Annotated in this window: 21 protein-coding genes and 1 pseudogene; 11 read left to right on the forward strand and 11 right to left on the reverse strand. The window is 66.5% G+C overall.

The features are described 5' to 3' along the window. Nucleotide 1 precedes the first annotated feature (1 nt). From ACFE7U_RS01030 to gltB, 5 genes are all read right to left on the reverse strand, one after another. A complete protein-coding gene (locus ACFE7U_RS01030; RefSeq protein WP_375407864.1) occupies nucleotides 2–1432 on the reverse strand; it encodes a glutamate synthase subunit beta in 1431 nt (476 codons plus the stop codon). Between the two features lie 101 nt (nucleotides 1433–1533). Continuing rightward, entirely contained in the window at nucleotides 1534–2133 is a 600-nt protein-coding gene (locus ACFE7U_RS01035; RefSeq protein WP_375407907.1) for a glutathione S-transferase family protein, read from the reverse strand. A gap of 29 nt (nucleotides 2134–2162) precedes the next feature. Beyond that, nucleotides 2163–2453, reverse strand: a complete 291-nt coding sequence (locus ACFE7U_RS01040) for a BrnA antitoxin family protein (RefSeq protein WP_375407865.1) — start codon at nucleotides 2451–2453, stop codon at nucleotides 2163–2165. Continuing rightward, on the reverse strand, nucleotides 2416–2517 hold the full coding sequence (locus tag ACFE7U_RS01045; RefSeq protein WP_375407866.1) for a hypothetical protein: 102 nt from the start codon (nucleotides 2515–2517) through the stop codon (nucleotides 2416–2418). The genes ACFE7U_RS01040 and ACFE7U_RS01045 overlap by 38 nt, the downstream gene beginning before the upstream one ends. Before the next feature lie 192 nt (nucleotides 2518–2709). Further along, on the reverse strand, nucleotides 2710–7425 hold the full coding sequence (gene gltB / locus ACFE7U_RS01050) for a glutamate synthase large subunit (protein WP_375407867.1): 4716 nt from the start codon (nucleotides 7423–7425) through the stop codon (nucleotides 2710–2712). Between the two features lie 631 nt (nucleotides 7426–8056). Here gltB and ACFE7U_RS01055 point away from each other — a divergent pair. Further along, nucleotides 8057–9031 (forward strand): hypothetical protein, encoded by a 975-nt coding sequence (locus ACFE7U_RS01055; RefSeq protein ID WP_375407868.1) that lies wholly within the window; start codon nucleotides 8057–8059, stop codon nucleotides 9029–9031. 158 nt (nucleotides 9032–9189) lie between these two features. On the opposite strand, the gene ACFE7U_RS01060 is transcribed toward ACFE7U_RS01055, so the two are convergent. The 6 genes from ACFE7U_RS01060 to ACFE7U_RS01085 all read right to left on the reverse strand — a co-directional run bounded on the left by ACFE7U_RS01060 (nucleotide 9190) and on the right by ACFE7U_RS01085 (nucleotide 16297). Further along, nucleotides 9190–9480, reverse strand: coding sequence for a formate dehydrogenase subunit delta (locus ACFE7U_RS01060; RefSeq protein ID WP_375407869.1), 291 nt, complete (start codon nucleotides 9478–9480; stop codon nucleotides 9190–9192). Nucleotides 9481–9517: 37 nt separating this feature from the next. Then, entirely contained in the window at nucleotides 9518–10372 is an 855-nt protein-coding gene (fdhD, locus tag ACFE7U_RS01065; protein WP_375407870.1) for a formate dehydrogenase accessory sulfurtransferase FdhD, read from the reverse strand. After that, nucleotides 10359–13220 carry a formate dehydrogenase subunit alpha gene (gene fdhF / locus ACFE7U_RS01070; protein ID WP_375407871.1) on the reverse strand — a complete coding sequence of 954 codons (2862 nt, stop codon included), beginning with the start codon at nucleotides 13218–13220 and terminating at the stop codon, nucleotides 10359–10361. Before fdhF ends, fdhD begins: the two co-directional genes overlap by 14 nt. A 14-nt stretch (nucleotides 13221–13234) precedes the next feature. After that, the gene (locus ACFE7U_RS01075; protein ID WP_375407872.1) at nucleotides 13235–14794 is read right to left on the reverse strand and encodes a formate dehydrogenase beta subunit; all 1560 of its coding nucleotides are present in this window, start codon (nucleotides 14792–14794) and stop codon (nucleotides 13235–13237) included. Next, the gene (locus tag ACFE7U_RS01080; protein ID WP_375407908.1) at nucleotides 14791–15264 is read right to left on the reverse strand and encodes a formate dehydrogenase subunit gamma; all 474 of its coding nucleotides are present in this window, start codon (nucleotides 15262–15264) and stop codon (nucleotides 14791–14793) included. Before ACFE7U_RS01080 ends, ACFE7U_RS01075 begins: the two co-directional genes overlap by 4 nt. A 124-nt stretch (nucleotides 15265–15388) precedes the next feature. Continuing rightward, entirely contained in the window at nucleotides 15389–16297 is a 909-nt protein-coding gene (locus ACFE7U_RS01085; protein WP_375407873.1) for a LysR family transcriptional regulator, read from the reverse strand. A gap of 390 nt (nucleotides 16298–16687) precedes the next feature. On the opposite strand from ACFE7U_RS01085, the gene coxB reads away from it, so the two are divergent. The 10 genes and pseudogenes from coxB to ACFE7U_RS01135 all read left to right on the forward strand — a co-directional run. After that, nucleotides 16688–17530, forward strand: coding sequence for a cytochrome c oxidase subunit II (coxB, locus tag ACFE7U_RS01090; RefSeq protein WP_375407874.1), 843 nt, complete (start codon nucleotides 16688–16690; stop codon nucleotides 17528–17530). 63 nt (nucleotides 17531–17593) lie between these two features. Continuing rightward, on the forward strand, nucleotides 17594–19222 hold the full coding sequence (ctaD, locus tag ACFE7U_RS01095) for a cytochrome c oxidase subunit I (RefSeq protein ID WP_375407875.1): 1629 nt from the start codon (nucleotides 17594–17596) through the stop codon (nucleotides 19220–19222). Nucleotides 19223–19374: 152 nt separating this feature from the next. Beyond that, a complete protein-coding gene (locus tag ACFE7U_RS01100; protein WP_375407876.1) occupies nucleotides 19375–20331 on the forward strand; it encodes a heme o synthase in 957 nt (318 codons plus the stop codon). Beyond that, nucleotides 20328–20504: a hypothetical protein gene (locus ACFE7U_RS01105; RefSeq protein ID WP_375407914.1), complete on the forward strand. Its 177-nt coding sequence runs from the start codon at nucleotides 20328–20330 to the stop codon at nucleotides 20502–20504. The genes ACFE7U_RS01100 and ACFE7U_RS01105 overlap by 4 nt, the downstream gene beginning before the upstream one ends. An 11-nt stretch (nucleotides 20505–20515) precedes the next feature. Next, on the forward strand, nucleotides 20516–21145 hold the full coding sequence (locus ACFE7U_RS01110; RefSeq protein ID WP_375407877.1) for a cytochrome c oxidase assembly protein: 630 nt from the start codon (nucleotides 20516–20518) through the stop codon (nucleotides 21143–21145). A gap of 133 nt (nucleotides 21146–21278) precedes the next feature. Continuing rightward, a complete protein-coding gene (locus ACFE7U_RS01115) occupies nucleotides 21279–22130 on the forward strand; it encodes a cytochrome c oxidase subunit 3 (RefSeq protein WP_375407878.1) in 852 nt (283 codons plus the stop codon). Between the two features lie 135 nt (nucleotides 22131–22265). Continuing rightward, nucleotides 22266–22634 carry a DUF983 domain-containing protein gene (locus tag ACFE7U_RS01120; RefSeq protein WP_375407879.1) on the forward strand — a complete coding sequence of 123 codons (369 nt, stop codon included), beginning with the start codon at nucleotides 22266–22268 and terminating at the stop codon, nucleotides 22632–22634. Further along, a complete protein-coding gene (locus ACFE7U_RS01125) occupies nucleotides 22631–23389 on the forward strand; it encodes an SURF1 family protein (RefSeq protein WP_375407880.1) in 759 nt (252 codons plus the stop codon). Before ACFE7U_RS01120 ends, ACFE7U_RS01125 begins: the two co-directional genes overlap by 4 nt. Before the next feature lie 84 nt (nucleotides 23390–23473). Continuing rightward, entirely contained in the window at nucleotides 23474–23890 is a 417-nt protein-coding gene (locus tag ACFE7U_RS01130) for a DUF4864 domain-containing protein (RefSeq protein WP_375407881.1), read from the forward strand. An 85-nt stretch (nucleotides 23891–23975) separates the two neighbouring features. Continuing rightward, nucleotides 23976–24250, forward strand: a pseudogene (locus ACFE7U_RS01135) (threonine synthase); the annotation flags it as partial.

A 24250-nucleotide genomic window follows, 5' to 3' on the forward strand; every position in this document is an offset into this window, starting at 1 on the left:
TTCAGCGCGGAAGCATGCTCGCGCCCATTAGCGCCTCATCGATCGATCGGGCGGCTTGACGACCTTCGCGGATCGCCCAGACCACGAGCGACTGCCCACGACGCATGTCGCCCGCCGCGTAGATCTTCTCGTGCGAGGTCCGGTAGTCGAGCTCGTTCGCCGTGACGTTGCCGCGCTTGTCCATGGCCACGCCCGATACTTCGAGCAGGCCCTTGCGGACCGAGCCTGCGAACCCGATCGCCAGGAAGACAAGGTCTGCCGGCAGCACGAACTCGCCGCCCGGTACCGGCTGGCGCTTCTCGTCGACACGCGTGCAGACCACGCCGGTGAGCTTGCCCTTCTTGCCCTCCAGCCTCAGCGTCGCCGCCTGGAATTCGCGCTCGGCGCCCTCGGCCTGGCTCGACGAGGTCCGCATCTTGGTCGGCCAGTACGGCCAGACGCTGAGCTTGTCCTCGCGCTCAGGGGGTCGCGGTCGGATGTCGAGCTGCGTCACCGAAAGGGCGCCCTGGCGGAACGAGGTCCCGACGCAATCCGAGGCGGTGTCGCCGCCACCGATGACGACGACATTCTTGCCGGCGGCCAGGATCGGCAGCTCGCCGTTGCCGGGCATCGGCTCGGCGTTCACGCGGCGGTTGGACTGGACGAGGAACGGCATCGCATAGTGGACGCCGTGCAGATCCTGCCCGGGAAGCTGCGGGTTGCGCGGGTCCTCGGCGCCGCCGGCGAAGAGCACCGCGTCGAACTCGGCAGTGAGCTCGTCGAGCGGCTTCGTGACGCCGACATTGACACCGTAATGGAAGCGGACCCCTTCGGCCTCCATCTGCGCCACGCGCCGGTCGATGTGCCGCTTCTCCATCTTGAAGTCGGGGATGCCGTAGCGGAGCAGGCCGCCGGCCTTGGGCTCGCGCTCGAAGACGTGGACGTCGTGCCCGACCCGAGCGAGCTGCTGGGCGGCGGCGAGGCCGGCCGGCCCCGATCCGATCACCGCGACGGTCTTTCCGGTACGGATTTCGGACGGCTCGGGCTTGACCCAGCCCATGTTCCAGGCCCGGTCCGCGATGGCCTGCTCGATGGTCTTGATCGCCACCGGCTGGTTCTCGAGGTTGAGGGTGCAGGCCTCCTCGCAGGGCGCCGGGCAGATGCGGCCAGTGAATTCCGGGAAATTGTTGGTGGAGTGAAGGTTGCGATGCGCCTCCTCCCAGTCGGACTGGTAGACGAGCTCGTTCCAGTCCGGGATCTGGTTGTGGACCGGGCAGCCGGTGTCGCCGTGGCAGAACGGGATGCCGCAATCCATGCAGCGCGCCGCCTGCTTCTTCAGGTCATGCTCGTCGAGCGGCAGCGTGAACTCGCGGAAATGACGCACGCGGTCGGCGGCGAGCTGATACTTCTGCTCCTGCCGGTCGAATTCGAGAAACCCTGTGACCTTGCCCATCGTGACTGTCTTTCGCGAGTCTGTCTGTTCCGTCGCGCGGAAGGGGTCCGGCCCGCCTCCGCACGTTGTCCATGGTGTGGCCGCTTCGGCTCGCGACCGTCTCAACCCTGCCGCGACGTCACACGACCGCCGAAAGCGCTGGTGCAACGGGTGAGCCAAGCCCGGATCGCCGGTCTCGGTCCAAGGGCGAAGCCGCCCTCGTCGGCCCAATGCGTGTACGCGAAAAGCGCGATGTCGGCGATGGTGGCGCCGTCTCCCACCATCCACGTCGTGCCGGCAAGATGCCGCTCCATCAGGTCGAGCGCCGCTTCGCCGCGCGCCACCCGCGACGGATCGCGCGCCTCCCGCGGCTTTCCGAGATACCGCATGTCGAAGCGGCAGACCGCGATGGCCGGTTCGTGGCTGTACTGCTCCCAGAACAGCCACTCGTCCATCTTGGCCTGAAGAAACGCGTCCTGCGGGATCAGGACGCTGTCCCTGGCGAGATACCGCAAGATGGCGTTCGATTGCGCGAGGCAGCGCCCGTCATCGAGAACCACTCCGGGCACCTGCCCCGCCGGAAAGCGGGACAGATAGTCCGGCGTCCGGCTCTCGCCCTCCAGGATATCGACCGCAACCCATTCATAGGAGAGACCGAGGACATCGGCGACGATCTTCACCTTGAGGCAGTTGCCGGAGACGAGATCGCCGTAGATTCTCAATCCTCTCACCTTTCCCTCATCCGTCTTCGTCACATCCGCTCGGGATGCTCCGCCATCCATTCCTTCAGCGCTGATTCGATCCTGATCTGCCAGTCGGGACCGCTTGATCGAAAGCGATCGACGAGCTCAGTCGGCAGGACTAGGCGCTCGGCTTCGCCAGGACGGTAACCGCGCTCGACCAGTTTCTCGGCGATGTAGTGATCGGCCTTCTCGAACCATTCATCGTCGAGTTCCGGTGCGTCATCCGGATCATAACCGATGTCGTCGGGGTGCATCGGCCGATCAGCGTCTCGGGCGGTAGCGCGCTTGCTCTCGCTCACTGGCTTTCCTCATGCTGATGATCCGCCTCATGCCGACCTGCTCTGTCCAGACAACGATGACCATGCGTCCGTCGAGGTAGCCGACAGTGACCTGCCGAGCTCACCATAGTCGTTCCTCTCGTCGCCGAAAGTGGCCAAGGCGCCTGCAAAGGCATCGAGACCGCGCGCAAAATCGAATCCCCGGACCTTCAGCGTCCAGTCACGCTTTCGCGCATCGAACGTGAGGCGCATCAAGGACGTCTAACAGTCCGCGTCCTTACTCCGCAGCGACGGGCATCCGCGCCATTTCCATCTCGCGCAACGCCCGGCGGTACTCCACCGGCATCACCTTGACGAACTTGGTGCGGTAGCCGGCCCAGTCGTCCAGGATCGCCTTGGCCTTGGGACTGCCAGTGTATTTCAAGTGGTTGGTGATGAGCTGGCTCAGGCGCTCCTCATCGTGGCCTGACATGTCGGCGAGGATATCGACGCGGCCCTTGGTCTCGAGGTCGCCGTCCTGGTGGAAGCGCCGCATCAGGTCGTCCTCCTCCTCCACCGGTTCGAGATCGACCATGGAGAGGTTGCAGCGCGCCGAGAACGAGCCGTCCGCGTCGAGCACGTAGGAGATCCCGCCCGACATGCCCGCGGCGAAGTTGCGCCCCGTCTCGCCGATCGAGACGACGACGCCGCCGGTCATGTACTCGCAGCCATGGTCGCCCATGCCCTCGACCACCGCGATGGCGCCGGAATTGCGCACGGCGAAGCGCTCGCCCGCCGAACCGCGGATGTAGCACTCGCCCGCGATCGCGCCGTACAGCACCGTGTTGCCGGCCATGATCGTGTGGTTCGGCGGGGCTTTCAGCGCATCGGACGGGCGGATGATGAGCTTGCCGCCCGACAGGCCCTTGCCGACGTAGTCGTTGGCGTGGCCCGTCAGCTTCACCGTGACGCCGGCGGCGAGCCAGGCACCGAAGCTCTGACCGGCGGTACCGGAGAGGTTCACCACGATGGTGTCGTCGGGCAGGCCCTCATGGCCGTGGAGCTTGGCCACTGCGCCAGACAGCATGGCGCCCGCGGTGCGGTCCGAGTTCCTGATCACGTCGTCGATGACCACGGGCTCACCGGATTCGAGCGCGGACTTCGCCCGCTCGATCAGCCGGCGGTCGAGGACGTCGTCGATCGGGTGCTTCTGCTTCTCGACATGGCGGATGGCCACGTCGGGACCGACGTCAGGCCGGTGGAACAGCTTCGAGAAATCGAGCCCCTTGGCCTTCCAGTGATTGATGACGTCGAGCGTGTCGAGGTAGTCGGCCCGGCCGATGAGGTCTTCGAGCTTGGTGACGCCCATGGCGGCCATCAGCTCGCGCAGCTCCTCGGCCACGTAGAAGAAGTAGTTCACCACGTGCTCGGGTGTGCCCTTGAAGCGCTTGCGCAGCACCGGGTCCTGCGTCGCCACTCCGACCGGACAGGTGTTGAGGTGGCACTTGCGCATCATGATGCAGCCGGCCGCGATCAGCGGCGCGGTGGAGAATCCGAATTGGTCGGCGCCGAGCAGGGCGGCGACCAATACGTCGCGCCCGGTGCGGATGCCGCCGTCGGCCTGGAGAACGACGCGGCCGCGCAGGTGGCTGAGCACCAACGTCTGCTGGGTCTCGGCGAGCCCCGTCTCCCAGGGTCCGCCGGCATGCTTGATCGAGGTCAGCGGGGCGGCACCCGTGCCGCCGTCGAAGCCTGAGATCGTGATATGGTCGGCGCGCGCCTTGGCGACGCCGGTGGCGACCGTACCGACGCCGACCTCGGAGACGAGCTTCACCGAGACGTCGGCGGCCGGGTTGACGTTCTTCAGATCGAAGATGAGCTGGGCCAGATCCTCGATCGAGTAGATGTCGTGGTGGGGCGGCGGCGAGATCAGGCCGACTCCGGGCGTGGCGTAGCGGACCTTGGCGATCTTCGCGTCGACCTTGTGTCCGGGTAGCTGCCCGCCCTCGCCGGGCTTGGCGCCCTGCGCGACCTTGATCTGCATCATGTCGGCGTTGACGAGGTACTCGGTGGTGACGCCGAAGCGGCCCGACGCCACCTGCTTGATCGCCGAGCGGCGCGAGCGCCCGTCGGCCATCGGCTTGAAGCGCTCGACCTCCTCGCCGCCCTCGCCCGAGTTCGAGCGGCCGCCGAAGGAGTTGACCGCGATGGCCAGCGTCTCGTGCGCCTCCTTCGAGATCGAGCCGTAGGACATCGCGCCGGTGGCGAAGCGCTTGACGATGTCGGCCGCCGGCTCGACGGCCTCGATGGCGACGGGCTCGCGACCGAGCTCGGCCGCCTGCCGGATTCGGAAAAGCCCGCGGATGGTCTTGAGGTGGTTTTCCTGCTCGTTCACGAGCCGCGCGTACTCGCGATAGCGCTCGGGCAGGCCGAGGCGCACCGCATGCTGCAGCGTCGCCACGGTGTCGGGCGTCCAGGTATGGCTCTCGCCACGCAGGCGATAAGCGTACTCGCCGCCGACATCGAGAGAGGTCCGGTAGACCGGCGCGTCGCCGAAGGCGTCCGAATGGCGCCGCGTCGTCTCCTCGGCGACCTCGGCCATGCCGATGCCTTCGATGGTCGTCGCGGTACCGAAGAAGTCGCGGGCGACGAAGGCCGAGTTCAGGCCGACCGCGTCGAAGATCTGCGCGCCGCAATACGATTGATAGGTCGAGATGCCCATCTTGGACATGACCTTGAGCAGGCCCTTATCGATCGACTTGATGTAGCGGTAGACGATCTCGTCGTCGGTGAGGTCGGGCGGGAACTCGCCCTTCATCGCGATCAGCGTCTCGAAGGCGAGGTAGGGGTTGATCGCCTCGGCGCCGTAGCCGGCCAGGCACGCGAAGTGATGCACCTCGCGCGGCTCGCCCGACTCGACCACGAGGCCGACCGAGGTCCGGAGCCCCTTGCGGATCAGGTAGTTGTGGACCGCCGCCGTCGCCAGCAGGGACGGGATCGCGATGCGGTCCGGCCCGATTCCACGGTCCGACAGGATGATGATGTTGTAGCCGCCGCGCACGGCCACCTCGGCCCGGTCGCAGAGCCGGTCGAGGGCGCCTTCCATGGCCGCCGCCCCGGCTTCCGCCGGGAAGGTGATGTCGAGGGTCTTGGTGTCGAAGCGGTCCTCGAAATGGCTGATCGAGCGGATCTTCTCGAGGTCGCCGTTGGTGAGGATCGGCTGGCGCACTTCCAGACGCTTCTTGCGGGAGGCCCCCTCCATGTCGAGCAGGTTCGGGCGCGGCCCGATGAACGAGACGAGGCTCATCACGGCCTCCTCGCGGATCGGGTCGATGGGCGGGTTCGTCACCTGCGCGAAGTTCTGCTTGAAGTAGGTGTAGAGCGACTTCGGCTTGTCCGAGAGTGCCGAAAGCGGCGTATCCGTACCCATCGAGCCGACCGCCTCCTGGCCGGTCACCGCCATGGGTGCCATCAGGAGCTTCAGGTCTTCCTGGCTGTAGCCGAAGGCCTGCTGGCGATCGAGCAACGAGACGTCGGACCGCGACGCGCGCGGAATCACGGGCTTGAGGTCTTCGAGCACGATCTGGGTGTTCTTGACCCATTGCGCGTAGGGGTGGGCGGCGGCGAGCTCGCTCTTGATCTCCTCGTCCGAGGTGATGCAACCCTTCTGCAGGTCGATGAGCAGCATCCGGCCCGGCTGCAGGCGCCAGGACTCGACGATGGTCTCGTCGGGGATCGGCAGGACGCCCATCTCGGAGGCGAGTACCACGAGGCCGTCCTCGGTGACGAGATAGCGGGCGGGGCGCAAGCCGTTGCGGTCGAGCGTGGCGCCGATCTGGCGTCCGTCGGTGAAGCAGACCGCGGCCGGACCGTCCCACGGCTCCATCAGGGCGGCGTGGTACTCGTAGAACGCCTTGCGCTCCTCGCTCATCAGCGGATTGCCGGCCCAGGCCTCCGGGATCAGCATCATCATCGCATGCGCCAGCGAGTAGCCGCCCTGGACGAGGAATTCGAGGGCGTTGTCGAAGCAGGCGGTGTCGGACTGGCCCTCGTAGGAGATCGGCCAGAGCTTCGAGATGTCGTTGCCGAACAGCTCCGAATCGACGCTGGCCTGGCGCGCCGCCATCCAGTTGACGTTGCCGCGCAGGGTGTTGATCTCGCCGTTATGGGCGACCATCCGGTAGGGGTGCGAGAGCTGCCAGGTCGGGAAGGTGTTGGTGGCGAAGCGCTGGTGGACCAGGGCGAGGCCCGAGACGAAGCGCTCGTCCTGGAGGTCGCGGTAATACTGGCCGAGCTGCGTCACCAGCACCATGCCCTTGTAGACGATGGTCCGGGTCGACAGCGAGACGGGGTAATAGGCCTTCACGCGCGGATCGTTGAGGCCGTAGACCTTGCCGGAGATGACCTTGCGGGCCGTGAACAGGCGGCGTTCGAAGGCGTCCTCGTCCGTGATCGAGGCCGGGCGCCCGATAAAGACCTGGCGGTGATGCGGCTCGGTCTCCTTCACGCGGATACCGAGGTCCTCGGCATCCACCGGCACGTCGCGCCAGCCGAGCAGCGGCAGGCCTTCGTCGGCGAGGACCTGTCCGACGATATCCTCGATGACGCGACGGCCCTCGGGGTCCTTGGGCAGGAAGAACATGCCGACGCCGTAATGGCCCGGCTCCGGCAGCGTAAAGCCGAGCGTCGCGCACTCCTCTGTGAGGAAGCGATGCGGGATCTGAGTGAGGATGCCGCAGCCGTCGCCCATCTTCGGGTCGGCGCCGACGGCGCCGCGATGGTCGAGGTTCTTGAGGATCAACAGACCCTGCTGGACGATGGCGTGGGTGCGGCGGTCATGCATGTCGGCGACGAAGCCGACGCCGCAGGCATCCTTCTCCCGCGCCGGGTCGTACAGCCCCTGGGCCTGCGGCAGAGCGTGGTCGCGCACGTCGATCGGCGTCCCGCCATCGCGAGTGGCCGGAAAGGACGCCTGGAGGGTTCCGAACTCTGCAGATGCGGTCACGCTCGCCATCCCCGTCTGAATACGACCTGCCCGCATGCGAGCATGTTTCGTGCCCCGGCATCACCTGATGCCGAGGTTGGTCAGTGCCGGGCCGGGGTCACGAAATGGACTTCGGTGAGGAAGCACCCGCTACCCACGGGCTCGACACCGGCTCTCGCTCAAGCCGCGTTCGCCCTGATCGCCGTTACGGCAACCGGTTTCGATTCTCGTTCGATCGTTCGAACACGCATCTTGCGAGGCCCGCAAGCGACGCCCCGAGAGCATCGCCGGAAATGGGACAGTCATGCTGTCCTAACACGTCGACATTACAGCTTTTAATCACTCCAGCAAGACCCAGGCGACACCTGGACCACGCTTTTCCGAACTCGGAGGGCACCACGGCCGGGGTGACATCGCCGCAGGCGGGCACTTTCGCACTGTCAGAATGCCATCGCGGGCAATCGATGGAGCCATGATGGAACCGTGGTGGCGCGATCTCGCCAGGATCGTCCCGCAATGCTGCCCCATTCGCACGTTCTACGAGATCGCGCCAAGCACAGATGGCGGGAATGCGGGGCCGGACCCTGCATCGACCGACCGGAGGACCCGCGACAACAGCGGGCCTCCGGATTACATGCCGCAACGTTTCCAACGAGGCCACATGCAGACGAGCCGCAGGGCGCCTGTGCGCTCTTCCATCACCCTCCTTCTCGGCGTCGCAGCCCTGTCGCTGGCCGCCATCGCGCCGGCACAGGCGCAGTATTTCGATCCGTTCGTCGAGGTGATCTCGCCGCGCTCCATCGTATGGCGCCTGAACGATCGCGGCTTCACCGAGATCAGCCGGCCGCGCTTCGACGGCAGGGCTTATGTGGTTGAGGCTGAGAGCCCGAGGGGTGGCCGGGTTCGCCTCTTCGTCGATGCGCGCGATGGCGCCGTTCTCGGACGTGTCCGGCTCGACGCACCGCTGCTGCCTCCGGCACGGATCGGCCGCCCCGGAAACGTCTACGGCTGGACCGAAGGGGACGTGGCCGCACGGCGCGGGGAGGACGAACGTCCGATCCCGCCGGGCAACATTCCCTCGGCCCGTGATTTCGCGCCGCGTTCGCCGCTGCGTGGGACGGAGGCGGACCGCGCCATGCTGGATCGCGCGATGCCTGATCGATTCGCGCCGGATCGGTCGGGAACGAGCGGCCGCACCGATCCCGGCGACCCGAACGCACTGGGACTCAATCCCGACGCAGGCAGACGCAACCCGGAGGCTCCTCGCAAGATCGTGCGCCTTCCGCCTCAGGCGAAGCCCGCTGCTTCCAAAGCGCGGGAGCGCGGACCCGAAGCGGCGCGGACGGTGCCGCCTGCTCCAGCCCTCAGGCCGGCGGAAGCCGAGCCGCCCGCTGCGAAGCCGGAGCAGCCCGTGGCGACGATTGAGGCGCCGAAGGCCGCCCCGACACCAGCCGCCGTGCAGCCCCCACCCGCTGAGGGGACGGCATCGGCCGCCGAAGCCAAGACCAGCGAAGCCAAACCGCCGGTACAAGCCTGGAAGGATCCGCCCGCAGAGAACAAGCGCCCGGTCCGCGTTATCGATGGCGCGACCGTCGTGCCGGGTTCTGGCGACAAGGGGTCGCCCGGTACGGAGTAGGACGACCACCCCGTCGGAGCAGACATCAGCTCCGAACGAGCGCCGACTACGTCACGGCGGCGCTCGACGCTTAGCGGAGGGCGCCTTCGGCAGCGCCGTCGGAAGACCGATGGATTGGAAAGCCGCTAGGCTTTGGCGAGGGACGCAGACCCGACAGGTCAGCCCGCGTCACTGGCTCCGGCACCGATGAGGTGCGGATCGTTGGTCGCCGCACGGACCGGGCTCTCGCCCATCGCCCCCCCGAGGATTGCCTGCAGCGCGAGCGGATCGAGCCCGCTCTCCGGCTTTGGACCGAAGGCTTGCAGTGCATGACGCATCTTCGGCGTCCAGAATGCGATGATGTGCTTGTGGATGCCCGCCACCGCCTCGTCGTCGGGATAGGAGCGGAAGAAGCCGGCGATCTGGTTCGCCATGCGAACGAGCTTCTGGTCGGTGCTGAGGGCGCTCATGGCTTGCACTCCGGGGGTGGGGCGAGATGCCCGGATGTCAGGGGGCAGGATCAAGGATCAGACGCTCGCGGCCGCCGAAGACCGTCAGCGTGTCGGAGCGGGCAATCGCGCAGAGAGTCATGCCGTGCAGGGCGGCACGGTCGATGGCCAGCGAGGTCGGAGCCGAGATCGCCACCAGGACGGCGGCACCGAACGACGCCGCCTTCTCCACCATCTCGAACGAGCAGCGGCTCGTGATCACGACGAAGCCGTCGGCCGGGTCGGTGCCCCGGCGGATCAGCGCACCGATCAGCTTGTCGAGCCCGTTGTGCCGTCCGACATCCTCTCGGACGGCGACCAGGGACCCGGCATGGTCGGCCCATGCGGCCGCGTGGACGGCGCGGGTTTCCCGATTGAGGATCTGAGCGTCACCCAGCGCCGCGAGCGCCCGCTGCACGGCCCCGATCGTCACCGACCGATCGACGCCCGTGCGCGGGGCCGCCTTCGGGAGTGCCGAGAGGTCGTCGATCCCGCACACGCCGCAGCCGGTCCGGCCGCTGATGGCGCGCTTGCGGGCGAGGTGCTCGCGCAAACGGCCCGGCACGAGGTCGACTAGGACCCGGAGCCCCCCGTCGCCGTCCTCGACCGAAACGCCGCGGATCTCGTCGGCGGATTCGATGATGCCTTCGGTGAGGCTGAATCCGTAGGCGAAATCCTCGAGATCGGCCGGCGTCGTCATCATGACGGCGTAGGGGACGCTGCCATAGACGAGGTTCACAGGCATCTCGACCGCGAGGGACCGGTCGCCAGGACGTGCCTGGGGATCGTCATAGGCCACCACGAGGGTGGGAACGCGGCGGACCGTCTCGGCCGCCACGCCCGTCGCATCCGTGTCAGGCTTATTCGGCGGCATTCAACTGCGTCGCGATGCGGGTGAGCGAGAAGTCTTCCTCGAAGAACCTCGCCTGCCAATCCGACGGACGGTTGGTGCGCCGGACCTGCACGGCGGTTACCTTGTACTCAGGGCAATTGGTAGCCCAATCCGAATAGTCGGTGGTGATGACGTTGGCGCCGGTCTTGGCATGGTGGAACGTGGTGTAGACCACGCCGGGCTGCATCCGTTCGGACACGCGTGCCTTCAGGGCGATGTCGCCGGAACGGCTCTCAAGTGCCACGAGGTCGCCCTCGACGATGCCGCGGACCTCGGCATCGAACGGATGGATCTCCAGCACGTCCTCCTCGTGCCAGCGCGAATTCTCGGTGCGCCGCGTCTGCGCGCCGACATTGTACTGCGAGAGGATGCGCCCCGTCGTGAGGATGAGCGGGAAGCGCGGACCGGTGCGCTCCTCGGTCGCCACGTATTCGGTGATCATGAACTTGCCCAAGCCCCGCACGAAGCGGTCGACATGCATCATCGGCGTGCCCATCGGCGCGTCGTCGTTGCACGGCCACTGGATCGAGCCGAGCTCGTCGAGCTTGGCGAAGCTCACGCCCTTGAAGCTCGGGGTGAGCGCGGCGATCTCGTCCATGATCTCGGAGGGATGCGAATAGTTCATCGGGTAGCCGAGGGCGTTGGAGAGCAGCATCGTGCCCTCCCAGTCGCCGTAGCCGGCGAGCGGCGGCATCACCTTGCGCACGCGGGAGATGCGGCGTTCGGCATTGGTGAAGGTCCCATCCTTTTCGAGGAACGAGGCGCCCGGCAGGAAGACGTGGGCGTATTTCGCGGTCTCGTTCAGGAAGATGTCCTGGATGACGATGCATTCCATCGCCATCAGGCCCGCCGTCACGTGATGCGTGTCGGGGTCGGACTGGGCGATGTCCTCGCCCTGGATGTACATCCCCTTGAAGGCGCCATCGACCGCCTCGTCGAGCATGTTGGTGATGCGAAGGCCGGGGTGCTTGTCGAGCGGTACGCCCCAGAGCGACTCGAAGGTCTCGCGGGTGGCGTCGTCCGAGACGTGGCGGTAGCCGGGCAGCTCGTGCGGGAACGAGCCCATGTCGCAGGAGCCCTGGACGTTGTTCTGGCCGCGCAGCGGGTTCACGCCGGCGCCGAGCATGCCGATGTTGCCGGTGGCCATGGCGAGGTTGGCCATGCCCATCACCATGGTCGAGCCCTGGCTGTGCTCGGTGACGCCGAGACCGTAATAGATGCCGCCGGCCCCGCCCTTGGCGTAGAGGCGGGCGGCGCCGCGCAGCTCGGCCGGATCGACGCCGATCATCGCCGCCTGGGCCTCGGGAGAGTGGCGCTCGTCGGCGACGAAGCGCGCCCAGGACTCGAAGTCGCCGAGGTCGCAGCGCTCGCGGACGTAGGCTTCGTCCACCAGGCCTTCCGTGACGATGACGTGGGCCATCGCGTTGATGAAGGCGACGTTCGAGCCGGGCTTGAGCGGCAGGTGGAAGTCCGCGGCGATATGGGGCGACTTCACGAGGTCGATCTTGCGCGGGTCGGCGACGATGAGCTTGGCACCCTCACGCAGGCGCTTCTTCATCCGCGAGGCGAAGACCGGGTGGCCATCGGTCGGGTTGGCGCCGATGACGAGGATGACGTCGGAATGCGCCACCGAGGCGAAGTCCTGGGTGCCAGCGGAGGTGCCGAGCGTCGACATCAGGCCGTAGCCGGTGGGCGAGTGGCAGACGCGGGCGCAGGTATCGACGTTGTTGTTGCCGAAGGCGGCACGCACGAGCTTCTGGACGAGGTAGGCCTCCTCGTTGGTGCAGCGCGACGACGTGATGCCGCCGACCGAGTCCTTGCCGTATTTTGCCTGGATGCGCTTGAACTCGGAGGCGGCGCGGTCGATGGCCACCTCCCAGCTCACTTCCTGCCAGGGGTCCGTGATCTTGTCGCGGATCATCGGCTTGGTGATGCGGTCCTTGTGAGTGGCGTATCCGTAGGCGAAGCGGCCCTTGACGCAGGAATGGCCCTCGTTGGCCTTGCCGCCCTTGTAGGGGACCATTCGGACGATGCGGGTGCCCTGCATCTCGGCCTTGAACGAGCAGCCCACACCGCAATAGGCGCAGGTGGTGATCTCGGAATGGTCGGGCTGGCCGTGCTCGATGATCGACTTCTCCTGCAGCGTCGCCGTCGGGCAGGCCTGGACGCAGGCGCCGCAGGACACGCATTCGGAGTTGAAGAAGTCGGTGGGACCCGCCGCCACGCGGCTGTCGAAGCCGCGGCCGGAAATCGTCAGCGCGAAGGTCCCTTGCGTCTCCTCGCAGGCACGGACGCAGCGGTTGCAGACGATGCACTTCGAGGGATCGTACGTAAAGTACGGGTTCGAGGTGTCCTTGGCCAGGTACTGGTCGGAGGTCGGCTTGACGTGGTTGGCGCCGTCGTAGCCGTAGCGCACGTCGCGCAGGCCCACGCTGCCTGCCATGTCCTGCAGCTCGCAATCACCGTTGGCGGCGCAGGTCAGGCAGTCGAGCGGATGATCGGAGATGTAGAGCTCCATCACACCCTTGCGGAGCTTGGCGAGCTTGTCCGTCTGGGTGGTGACCACCATGCCGTTCTCGGCAGGCGTCGTGCAGGAGGCCGGGGTGCCGCGGCGTCCCTCGATCTCGACGAGGCAGAGGCGGCAGGAGCCGAAGGCTTCCAGCGAATCCGTGGCACAGAGTTTGGGAATCTGCGTGCCGGCATGCATCGCCGCCGCCATCACCGAGGTCCCCGCCGGGACGGTAACGCTCATCCCGTCGATGGTGAGCGTCACCGTCTGTTCGGACACCCGGATCGGGGTGCCGTAATCGATCTCTTTGATGAGGGCCATGGTGGTGAGCCTTCTCACTCGGCGGCGACGGACAGGGGTCCGCGCCGCTCGAAATCCTCAGGGAAATGGGTGATCGCGCTCATCACGGGCATCGGTGTGAGCCCGCCCATGGCGCAGAGCGACCCATCGGTCATCACGTCGCAGAGGTCGGCAATGACGGCCAGGTTCTCGGCAGGGCGGATGCCACTGATCACCTTGTCCATGGTCTCGACGCCGCGCGTCGCACCGATGCGGCAGGGGGTGCACTTGCCGCAGGATTCCACCGCGCAGAACTCGAAGGCGAAGCGGGCTTGGCGGGCCATGTCCACGGTGTCGTCGAACACCACGATGCCGCCATGGCCAACGAGGCCCTTGTTGGCCGCCATTGCCTCGTAATCCAGCGGCGTATCGAGCAGATGGTCCGGGAAGTAGGCGCCGAGCGGACCGCCCACCTGCACCGCCCGCACCGGCCGGCCGCTCTGCGTGCCGCCCCCGAAATCCTCGATGATCTCGCGAAGCGTGATGCCGAAGGCGTACTCGATGAGGCCGCCATGCTTGATGTTGCCGGCGAGTTGGATGGCCAGAGTGCCGAGCGAGCGGCCCATGCCGTAATCGGCATAGGCCTTGGGCCCGTGCTCCAGGATGTAGGGCACGGCCGTGAAGGTCATGACGTTGTTGACCAGCGTCGGCTGGCCGAGGAAGCCTTTGAGTGCCGGGATCGGAGGCTTCGCCCGCACGATGCCGCGCTTGCCCTCCAGGCTTTCCAGAAGCGAGGTCTCTTCGCCGCAGATATAGGCGCCGGCACCCAGGCGCACTTCGAGATGGAAGGCCTTGCCGGAGCCCATCACGTTCGCGCCGAGGAAGCCGGCCTTCTCGGCGGCCGCGATCGCTTCCTTCAAGGTCGCGAAGGCCTGCGGATACTCGGAGCGCAGGTAGATGTAGCCCCGCGTCGCGCCCGTCGCGACGGCCGCGATGGTCATGCCCTCGATGAGGTTGAAGGGGTCGCCCTCCATCATCATGCGGTCGGCGAAGGTGCCGGAATCGCCCTCGTCGGCGTTGCAGACCACGTATTTCTGCTCGGCACGCGCGAGCATCACCGTGTTCCACTTGATGCCCGCCGGGAAGCCGGCGCCGCCGCGGCCGCGCAGGCCGGATTCGCGCACCGCCGCGACGATGCCTTCGGCGTCGAGCTTCAGCGCCGCCTCCAGGCCGCGATAGCCGCCATGCTCGCGGTAATCGAGCACCGAGACTGGATCCACCACGCCGCAACGCTGGAAGGTCAGGCGGTGCTGGCGGGCGAGATAGGGGATGTCATCCGGCTTACCAAGCCGGAGCGCATGCGCTCCGCCTTCGGCAAGACCCGCATCGAGCAACGTCTCGACGTCTGCGGGCGTGACCGGACCGTAGGCGATGCGGCCCTCGGGCGTGCCGACCTCGACCATCGGCTCCAACCAGAGCAGGCCGCGCGATCCGGTGCGGACGATCTCGACATCGAGCCCGCGACGTTCGGTGCCGACGGCGATGGCTTTGGCGACGCGGTTGGCGCCGAGACCGAGGGCGACGGCGTCCCGGGGAACGTAGATCGTGATGCTCACGACGCCACCTCGTTCAGGGCTGCTTCGAGACCATCGGCCGTCAGGCGCGCCACGGGCAGGTCGTCGACAAGGGCGCCGGGCCCGTTGGCGCAGAGCCCCAGGCAGTAGACCGGTTCGACCGTGATCCGGCCGTCGGAGGTGGTGCCGTGCCAGTCGATTCCCAGACCCGCCAGGATGTTGGCATGGAGGGCATCCGATCCCATTGCCTGACAGGCCTCGGCCCGGCACAGCTTGACCTGGTGCCGACCCGCCGGAGCGCGGCGGAAATCGTGATAGAACGTGATGCAGCCGTGCACCTCGGCGCGCGACAGGTTCAACGCGTCTGCGATCAGCGGGACGGCCTGCTCGTCGACATAGCCGAAGGCTTCCTGCAGCGCGTGCAGGATCGGCAGGGTCGCGCCTTCGAGATGGGTATGTTCGGAGATGATCCCGGCCGCGCGCGGGGTGCTCCAAGGCTCGTGTGGCACGATTGTTCCAACTCACATCCAGCTTGTCGCCGTTCGAAGGTGGAATATCGCCAACCTTGAATCAATCGCGTGCTTCCGTTGGGCGACAAGCCTTTTTTGTCAAACTTTCATGTTGCACTGCAAAATTTCAGAGCGACGCAACGGTGTCGGCGATGCCCGGTGCCGCTGCCCGGGTTTCTGCGAGCAGCGATGCGCAGAGGGGCGTCATCGGCTCCCTCTCCGGGATGACGAGGCCGACCACGTGGCTGATATCCGGCTCGCCGATCGGCACCGCGCGCACCCGGTCCCCGAGGCGAAAGCTGTCTGCGAGCACGGCCGGCATCACGCTCGCCCATTTCGCCGTCCGGACGTGGCTGAGCAGAACGATCATGGAGTTCGACTCGAGCAATGGCGTCGATTGGCGGCCATCGGGGCTGAGATGGCGATCGATGATGCGGCGGTTTTGCATGTCCGGCGTCAGCAGGCAGAGGGGCAGGCGCGCGACCTCATCCCACGTCACCGAATCCTTTGCCCCGTGCACACCGTCGACGGCCGTGAGCAGCTTGTAGCGCTCGCGGTAGAGCGGAACGGTCGTCACCCGGCCCAGCGGCTCGTTCTCCAGATAGGTGATCCCGGCATCGATCTCGAGATCGGCGATCAGGCGTCCGATATCGCTCGAGGTGGTGGATTGCACGGAGAAGCAGACGTCGGGGTGGCGTGTCCGGAACGGTGTCGTCAGCAACGCGACCACCGGCGTCGCGGTGGGGATGGCGGCCAGACGCAGCATGCCCGAGAGGCCGCGGCGCAGGCTCGCCACCTCCTGGCGCATCGCGCGGGCGTCGCCGACGATGCGTCGCGCCCATTCGAGAACCCTCTCGCCCTCCGGCGTGAAGCCCTGAAAGCGCGAGCCCCGCTGAACCAGCATGACGCCGAGCCGCTCCTCGAGTTGCTTGACGCCCGCCGACAAGGTCTGCTGCGAGACGTTGCAGAACTGCGCGGCCCGGCCGAAATGACGCTCCCGCGCAAGGGCCAGGATGAATTCTAGACGTTCGATCAAGGTCGATCCTGCATGGGTCAGCGTCGCCGCGCCTCGTCGTCGACCGCGGACGGTGATCCGGTCGACGTCACCGCCTTAAGAAACAGCCGCCGGACGATGACGCAAGCGGCAGGGCGGACCATCCAAGGTTCCATGCGGTCGCGTCGGCCAGGCGAAACGTGAGATGACGGAGGGAGCAGGCAGGTGTCCCGAGCGAGCCCGCAGGGCTCCCGTGCGACGCTGTTGCGGTTGCGCGGCAAACGACCTTGTGGTCTGACACCAGCCATCGACCGAAGCCCGTCTTACGAGACGGTCCACACGGCAACCGCACCATTTGGATTGCGCCGCGCGCGCCAAACGGTAAAGCGAGCGGCATCGACCATGATTTTCGAGCGGAGCCACGAGAGGCAGATGCGCACGACGCAGACGCAATACCGGTCATCGGGACTGTTCGCCGCCCTCGGCGCGTTCCTCGCCTCATCCGCTTCGGCGCTGGCCGCCGGCCTCGGTCAGCCCGAGCCCTGGCAGATGGATCGCCAGATCCAGGTCACCGAGAACGGCCGGGACATTCACGCATTCGAAGTCGGACTGCATTGGCTGTCCTTCGGCATCTCGGTGTTCGTGCTCGGACTGCTTGTCTATTGCATCTACCGTTTCAACGAGAAGGCCAACCCGAAGCCCTCGAAGACCACCCACAACACCATGATCGAGGTCGCCTGGACGATCGTCCCGGTGCTCATCCTGGTGGCCGTCGCGATCCCGTCGTTCCGGCTCCTGCGCACCCAGCTCTCCGACCCCAAGGCGGACGTGCTCGTGAAAGTCACGGGTCACGCCTGGTACTGGTCATACGAGTATCCGGCCGTCGAGAATGGCGGTGGCTTCACCTTCGACGCCAACCTCGACGAGGAGAAGGCCCCGAAGCTCCTCAACGTCGACAACGAGATGGTGGTCCCGGTCAACAAGATCGTGAAGCTCCAGGTCACCGCCGCCGACGTGATGCATTCCTGGGCGATGCCGGCCTTCGGCTTCAAGATCGACGCGATCCCCGGACGCCTCAATCAGTTCTGGTTCAACGCCGACCGCGAGGGCGTCTATCACGGCCAGTGCTCGGAGCTTTGCGGAACGCGTCACGCCTACATGCCGATCACGGTGCGGGTCGTCAGCGACGCGGCGTACGCGCAGTGGCTCGTCGAAGGAAAGACGAAGTTCGCCAGGATCGACGACGGCGCCAAGTTCGCCGATTCCCGGCGCTGAACCGGGCCAAGCACTGCTGAACCCCACGAGATCACCAGGCATCTGAACCAAGGTCTGCATCGCATGGCTACCGCCGCAGCACATACCGGGCACCACGACGCCCACGCATCCCACACCCCGTCGTTCTTCTCCCGCTGGTTCCTCTCGACGAACCACAAGGACATCGGCACGCTCTACCTGCTGTTCGCCTTCTGCGCGGGCATGATCGGCGCGTTCCTCTCCTTCGGGATCCGCATGGAGATGGAGGCGCCCGGCCTCCAGTATTTCGCGAACCCGCAGACCTACAACGTCTTCGTCACCGGCCACGGCCTCATCATGGTGTTCTTCATGGTGATGCCCGCCCTCATCGGCGGCTTCGGCAACTGGTTCGTGCCCCTCATGATCGGCGCGCCCGACATGGCGTTCCCTCGCATGAACAACATCTCGTTCTGGCTGACCGTGGCCGGCTTCTTCAGCCTCGTGTGCTCGCTGTTCGTCGAGGGCGCGCCCGGAGCCGTCGGCGCCGGTACCGGCTGGACGGTCTACCCGCCGCTCTCCACGAGCGGCCACCCCGGCCCGGCCGTCGACTTCGCGATCTTCGCGCTGCACCTCTCCGGTGCCGGCTCGATCCTCGGCGCCATCAACTTCATCACCACCATCCTGAACATGCGCGCACCCGGCATGACGCTGCACAAGATGCCGCTCTTCGCCTGGTCGATGCTGGTCACCGCCTTCCTGCTGCTGCTGTCGCTCCCGGTCCTGGCCGGCGCAATCACGATGCTCCTCACCGACCGCAACTTCGGCACGACCTTCTTCGACCCGGCCGGCGGTGGCGATCCGATCCTGTACCAGCACCTGTTCTGGTTCTTCGGCCACCCCGAAGTCTACATCATGATTCTGCCGGCCTTCGGCATCGTCTCGCACATCATCTCGACCTTCTCGAGGAAGCCCGTGTTCGGCTACCTCGCCATGGCTTACGCCATGGTCGCCATCGGCGTCGTCGGCTTCGTCGTGTGGGCGCACCACATGTACACGGTCGGCCTGTCGCTCCAGACGCAGTCCTATTTCGTCTTCGCCACGATGGTGATCGCGGTGCCGACCGGCGTGAAGATCTTCTCCTGGATCGCCACGATGTGGGGCGGTTCGATCCGCTTCACCGCCGCGATGCACTGGGCGGTGGGCTTCATCTTCCTGTTCACGGTCGGCGGTGTCACCGGCGTCGTGCTGGCGAACGCGGCGGTCGATAAGTACCTCCACGACACCTATTACGTCGTGGCGCACTTCCACTACGTGCTCTCTCTCGGTGCCGTGTTCATCATCTTCGCCGGCGTCTATTACTGGTTCCCGAAGATGACCGGGCACATCATCCCCGAATGGGCCGGCAAGCTGCACTTCTGGCTCGCCTTCATCGGCGCGAATGTCCTGTTCTTCCCGATGCACTTCCTCGGCCTCGCCGGCATGCCGCGCCGCTATGCGGATTACCCGGAGGCCTTCGCCGGCTGGCACAAGGTCTCGACCTATGGCGGGCACATCTTCGCGCTCGGCATGGTGGTCTTCGTCATAGGCGTGGTCCTCGCCTTCCGGTCGAGCAGGCGCGCGGCGGACAATCCCTGGGGTCCCGGCGCCACGACGCTGGAATGGACGCTGTCCTCGCCCCCGCCCTTCCACCAGTTCGAGACGCTGCCCAAGATCGTCGAAGAGCCCGCCCACTAAGGGGCTCTGCGACCCAGACCCGAGATTGTCGCGAGGACCGCTACGGCGGTCCTCGCTCTTTCCCGGATCCCTCCTGGAGTGGGATCCGGAAAAGGGCGACGCCGGACGGCGCGACGGACGCCCGATCATCGAACACGCGAACCACGGTGCCCATGACGACCCTGACGAACAGCTTCCCCGCTGACGCCGAGCCGCGGACCTTCGCCACGGTCTCCGGCCAGGGCGACGTCTCCGACTTCTTCGCCCTGCTCAAGCCGCGCGTGATGGTGCTCGTCATCTTCACGGCGCTCGTCGGGATGGTCGTGTCCAACGTCCACATCCAGCCGGTCGTCGCGACGATCTCCCTCCTGATGATCGCGGTGGGAGCCGGAGCGTCGGGCTGCCTCAACATGTGGTGGGACGCCGACATCGACGCGGTCATGACCCGCACCGCCAAGCGCCCGATCCCCGACGGCCGGATCCAGCCCGGCGAGGCGCTGGCCTTCGGCCTCGTGCTCTCGGCGGGTTCGGTGATGATCCTCGGCCTCGCCGCCAACTGGCTCGCCGCCGGCCTCCTCGCCTTCACCATCGTGTTCTACGCGGTGATCTATTCGATGTGGCTGAAGCGCGCGACGCCGCAGAACATCGTCATCGGCGGGGCCGCCGGCGCGCTTCCCCCGATCATCGGTCAGGCGGCGGTCTCGGGGACGGTGGGGATCGAGTCCATCGTCCTGTTCCTCATTATCTTCATCTGGACGCCGCCCCACTTCTGGGCGCTCGCCCTGATCAAGGCCGGCGAATACGCCAAGGCCGGCATCCCGATGATGCCCAACGTCGCCGGGCCGGCTTCGACCCGCCGCCAGATCCTCGGCTACTCGCTGCTGCTCTTCCCGGTCGGCCTCGCTCCGGTGGCCCTCGGTTTCGGCGGCCTCCTCTACGGCATCACCGGGCTCGTCGGTGGCCTCGGCATGATCGCCTTCAGCCTCCACGTCATGCGCAACCGCGAGGGCGAGGCCGAGAAGCGGGCGGCACTCGGCATGTTCGGATTCTCGATCCTCTACCTCTTCCTGTTGTTCTCGGCCCTCCTCGCCGAGCAGGGCCTCGGCCTCTTTCGCGGGGTGATCGCGTGAAGGGGGATATCGATCGCAAGGAGATCACGCCCCGGTCGCTCGATGCCGCCCAGGCGGAACGCCGCCGCAAGCGCTCGATCGCCATCGCGTTCGTGCTCGGCGCCCTTGTCCTGATCTTCTACGTCCTGACGATCGCCAAGCTCGGGCCGCAGGTCCTCAATCGTCCGATCTGAGGGTGAACCGCATGCCGGAAACACCGAAGACAACCTCCAACGATAACGGCACGGTCGCGGCGAACCGTCGAGCGGCTCGCACCGCTTTGGCCTGCGTCGCACTCGTCCTCGCCATGGGCGGCCTCGCCTTCGCGGCGGCACCGCTCTACGACCTGTTCTGCAAGGCGACGGGGTTCGATGGCACGCCGCGCCGGGGCGTCGCATCGGCCTCCGCAACTAGCGACGACAGCATGCTGATCCGTTTCGACACCAACGTTGCGGCCTCGCTGCCGTGGCGGTTCCGGGCCGAGACGCGCGAGGTCAACGCCAAGCTCGGCGAGACCAAGACGGTGTTCTTCCGCGTGACGAACACCGGCACGACGCCCTCGACCGGGATCGCGACCTTCAACGTCCAGCCCGCGCTCATGGGCGGGTTCTTCTTCAAGGTGCAGTGCTTCTGCTTCAACGAGCAGACGTTGCAGCCCGGCGAGACGATGGACTTCCCCGTGGTGTTCTATGTGGACCCGGCCGTGCGGAACGACTCGAACACGGCGGCGCTCACCGAAATGACATTGTCCTACACGTACTTCGCCTCGAAGAACGGTCAGCCCACGGCTGCGCTTGCGACATCGGGCGGCACGGGGACGAAGTCGAATTTCTGAACGGACCGGCGTGACAAGGTCGCGCCGGTCGCATTATGGGTTCGGGCAAGCGGATCGGGCGTCGCCCGTTCCCTCAGACGATGACAGCCCGAGGCCGTGACGGCTCAGGGTCGGGGGCGAGGAGTTAGTTTCGATGGCCGAGGCGCACGCCAAGAATCACGATTACCACATCCTGAATCCGAGCCCGTGGCCGCTCATCGGTGCCTTCTCGGCCTTCATGATGGCGTTCGGCGCGGTCTTCTGGATGAAAGGCCTCACCATCGGAACGCTCGCCGTCGGTCCCTACATCTTCGGCGCCGGCGCCCTCGGCGTGCTCTACACGATGCTGTCGTGGTGGCGCGACGTCACACATGAGGCGAATACGGGTGACCACACCCGCGTCGTCCAGCTCCATCACCGCTACGGCATGATCATGTTCATCGCCTCCGAGGTGATGTTCTTCGCCGCCTGGTTCTGGGCCTATTTCGAAGCGGCGCTCTACACCAATGATCCGATCCAGGCCTCGCGCGTCGCCTTCACGGGCGGGACATGGCCGCCCAAGGGCATCGAGTCGTTCGATCCCTGGCACCTGCCGCTCCTCAACACGCTGATCCTGCTCACCTCCGGCACCACGATCACCTGGGCCCACCACGCCCTGCTGCACGGCGACCGCAAGGGCCTGAAATACGGCCTGTGGCTGACGATCATCCTCGGCGTGCTGTTCACCGCCTGCCAGGTCTACGAGTACAGCCACGCGCATTTCGGCTTTGCGGGCAGCATCTATTCGTCGACCTTCTTCATGGCGACGGGCTTCCATGGCGCGCACGTCATTATCGGGACGATCTTCCTCGCGATCTGCCTGTACCGGGTCTATCTCGGCCAGATGACGACGAAGCAGCATCTCGGCTTCGAGTTCGCCGCCTGGTATTGGCACTTCGTGGACGTGGTCTGGCTCTTCCTGTTCGCTTCGATCTACGTCTGGGGAGCCGGCGCTTCGGCCCATTGAGCGCTCCGGCGCGACCTGACGAACGTGGCTGACGATCGATGAAGAGGGCGGCGCGAGCCGCCCTTTTCGCGTCTTGGGATCGCGAGCCCCATATGGCGGGCAACGGCCCCATCGGGGGGCGACGGAGGATCTGTTTTGGACGAGAACCGCACGACGCCCGAGCCCATTGCCGCGGGCCTGCGCGGCCGCTGCCCGCGCTGCGGCCAGGGCCACATGTTCGATGGCTTCCTGACCTTCAAGCCCTCCTGCGAGGCCTGCGGCCTTGATTACTCCGCCTTCAATTCCGGAGACGGCCCGGCCTTCTTCGTCATGTCCATCGTCGGGGTCGTGGTGGTGGGCATCGCCCTCTGGCTCGAGATCACCTACGAGCCGTCGATGTGGGTTCACGCCTTGGTCGGGGGCGGACTCTCGATCGGGCTCAGCCTCCTCCTGGTGCGCCCCCTGAAGGGCGTGCTCGCGGCCCTGCAATTCGTGAACAAGGCCGAGCAGGGGCGCTTTCGGTGACTGCCCTGGCGGCTTCGGAAAGCGCATGGCGGCGGCTGCTGGTCCCCGGAATCGCGGCCGGGATCGTGCTCGCGATTCTTGTCGGGCTCGGGTTCTGGCAGCTTCAGCGCAAATCCGAGAAGGAAGCGCTGATCGGGCAGATCATCGCGCGCTCGCGCGTCGAGCCTCCGGCTGCGCTTCCTCGCGTCGAGGACTGGAACCCTGCGGCCGATGAGTTCCGGCGCGTGCGCGTCGGCGGTCGCTTCCTTCACGAGAAGGAGACGCTCGTCCACGGTCTCGCGGCCGGCTCGGTTCCCGGCCGCGCCCTTCAGGGCTTCTACGTGATGACGCCGCTGGCACGCAGCGATGGCGGGACGGTACTGGTCAATCGCGGCTTCGTGCCAACCGAGCTGAAGGACCCGACCCGTCGCGCAGAAGGTCAGGTCGCGAGCGAGGTCACCGTCACCGGCATCCTGAGGGGGCCCGAACCGCGCACGATGTTCGTGCCGGCGCCCGATCCCGCCCGCGGTGAGTGGTACAACCGTGACGTCGCCGGAATCGCCGCCTCCAGGCACTTGGGTGACGTTCCTCCCTTCCTCGTGGAAGCCGATGCCACGCCCAATCCGGGAGGCTGGCCGAAGGGTGGACAGCTGCGGGTCGACCTGCCCAACAACCATCTGCAATACGCCTTCACGTGGTTCGCGATCGCCGGCTGCCTGGTCGGCGTGTTCGGCGCCTTCGCTTGGCGTCGGTTTAAGGACGGAGCGGCTTCCTGAGGCATGGCAGGTATCTTGCTCTGGCAAAACCAGGCGGCTGCGCTACCCTCCGGTCGTAGCCGCCCTTGCTGCGGAGTGTCTCTCATGCGCGCCGTCCTCGCCCTGTTTGCCCTCGGTTTGCTGGCTGGTCCGGCCCTCGCCGCGGACGAGGCCGCCCGATCGCAGGCCAGGGCCGCGGTCGAGCGCCAGATCGAAGCCTTCCGCAAGGACGACGCGGCGACTGCCTATGCCCAGGCGGCGCCGTCCATCCAGACCATGTTCCCCTCCCCCGATACCTTCATCGCCATGGTGAAGAAGGGGTACAGCCCGGTCTACCGCGCCCGCCGCTTCAGCGTCGACAGGATCGAGGATGCGGGCGACAACGGCATGGCGCTCGGCGTTTCCTTGCAGGACGAGGAGGGCATCGATTGGATGGCCCTCTATACTGTCGAGAGACAGCCCGACGGGGCCTGGCGGATCAATGGGTGTCAGCTCGTGAAGGCGCCGGGCAGCAACGCCTGACGGCCACGTCGAGATTCGTCCGGATCGCTAATTTTCGACACGCCGAACCACATCGTGTAGAGGGAGCGCCTTCCCGGAGGCCCCCTTGCTACACGTCTCGACCCGCGGCGCCGCGGCGCCCCTCAGCTTTTCCGATGCCCTGCTCGCCGGCCTCGCCCGTGATGGCGGCCTCTACGTGCCGGAATCCTGGCCGCTTCTGTCCCGGGACACCATCGCGGGTTTCGCCGGCATCCGCTACGCCGATGCGGCCAAGCATGTCCTGCGCCCGCTGATCGACGGGGAGATCGCCGACGCGGCCCTCGATACGATGATCGAGGACTCATACGCCACCTTCCGGCATCCGGCGGTGTGCCCGTTGGT

This window comes from uncultured Methylobacterium sp. (assembly GCF_964251405.1).
Taxonomy (GTDB): domain Bacteria; phylum Pseudomonadota; class Alphaproteobacteria; order Rhizobiales; family Beijerinckiaceae; genus Methylobacterium.

Excerpts from the sequence above, each read along its gene's own strand:
- ACFE7U_RS01055 (WP_375407868.1), top strand. The coding sequence starts at position 8,057 with ATGCAGACGAGCCGCAGGGCGCCTGTGCGCTCTTCCATCACCCTCCTT.
- gltB (WP_375407867.1), bottom strand. The coding sequence starts at position 7,425 with ATGGCGAGCGTGACCGCATCTGCAGAGTTCGGAACCCTCCAGGCGTCC.
- ACFE7U_RS01060 (WP_375407869.1), bottom strand. The coding sequence starts at position 9,480 with ATGAGCGCCCTCAGCACCGACCAGAAGCTCGTTCGCATGGCGAACCAG.
- fdhF (WP_375407871.1), bottom strand. The coding sequence starts at position 13,220 with ATGGCCCTCATCAAAGAGATCGATTACGGCACCCCGATCCGGGTGTCC.
- fdhD (WP_375407870.1), bottom strand. The coding sequence starts at position 10,372 with ATGCCGCCGAATAAGCCTGACACGGATGCGACGGGCGTGGCGGCCGAG.
- ACFE7U_RS01110 (WP_375407877.1), top strand. The coding sequence starts at position 20,516 with ATGCCGGAAACACCGAAGACAACCTCCAACGATAACGGCACGGTCGCG.
- ACFE7U_RS01100 (WP_375407876.1), top strand. The coding sequence starts at position 19,375 with ATGACGACCCTGACGAACAGCTTCCCCGCTGACGCCGAGCCGCGGACC.
- ACFE7U_RS01045 (WP_375407866.1), bottom strand. The coding sequence starts at position 2,517 with ATGGTCATCGTTGTCTGGACAGAGCAGGTCGGCATGAGGCGGATCATC.
- ctaD (WP_375407875.1), top strand. The coding sequence starts at position 17,594 with ATGGCTACCGCCGCAGCACATACCGGGCACCACGACGCCCACGCATCC.
- ACFE7U_RS01130 (WP_375407881.1), top strand. The coding sequence starts at position 23,474 with ATGCGCGCCGTCCTCGCCCTGTTTGCCCTCGGTTTGCTGGCTGGTCCG.
- coxB (WP_375407874.1), top strand. The coding sequence starts at position 16,688 with ATGCGCACGACGCAGACGCAATACCGGTCATCGGGACTGTTCGCCGCC.
- ACFE7U_RS01115 (WP_375407878.1), top strand. The coding sequence starts at position 21,279 with ATGGCCGAGGCGCACGCCAAGAATCACGATTACCACATCCTGAATCCG.
- ACFE7U_RS01030 (WP_375407864.1), bottom strand. The coding sequence starts at position 1,432 with ATGGGCAAGGTCACAGGGTTTCTCGAATTCGACCGGCAGGAGCAGAAG.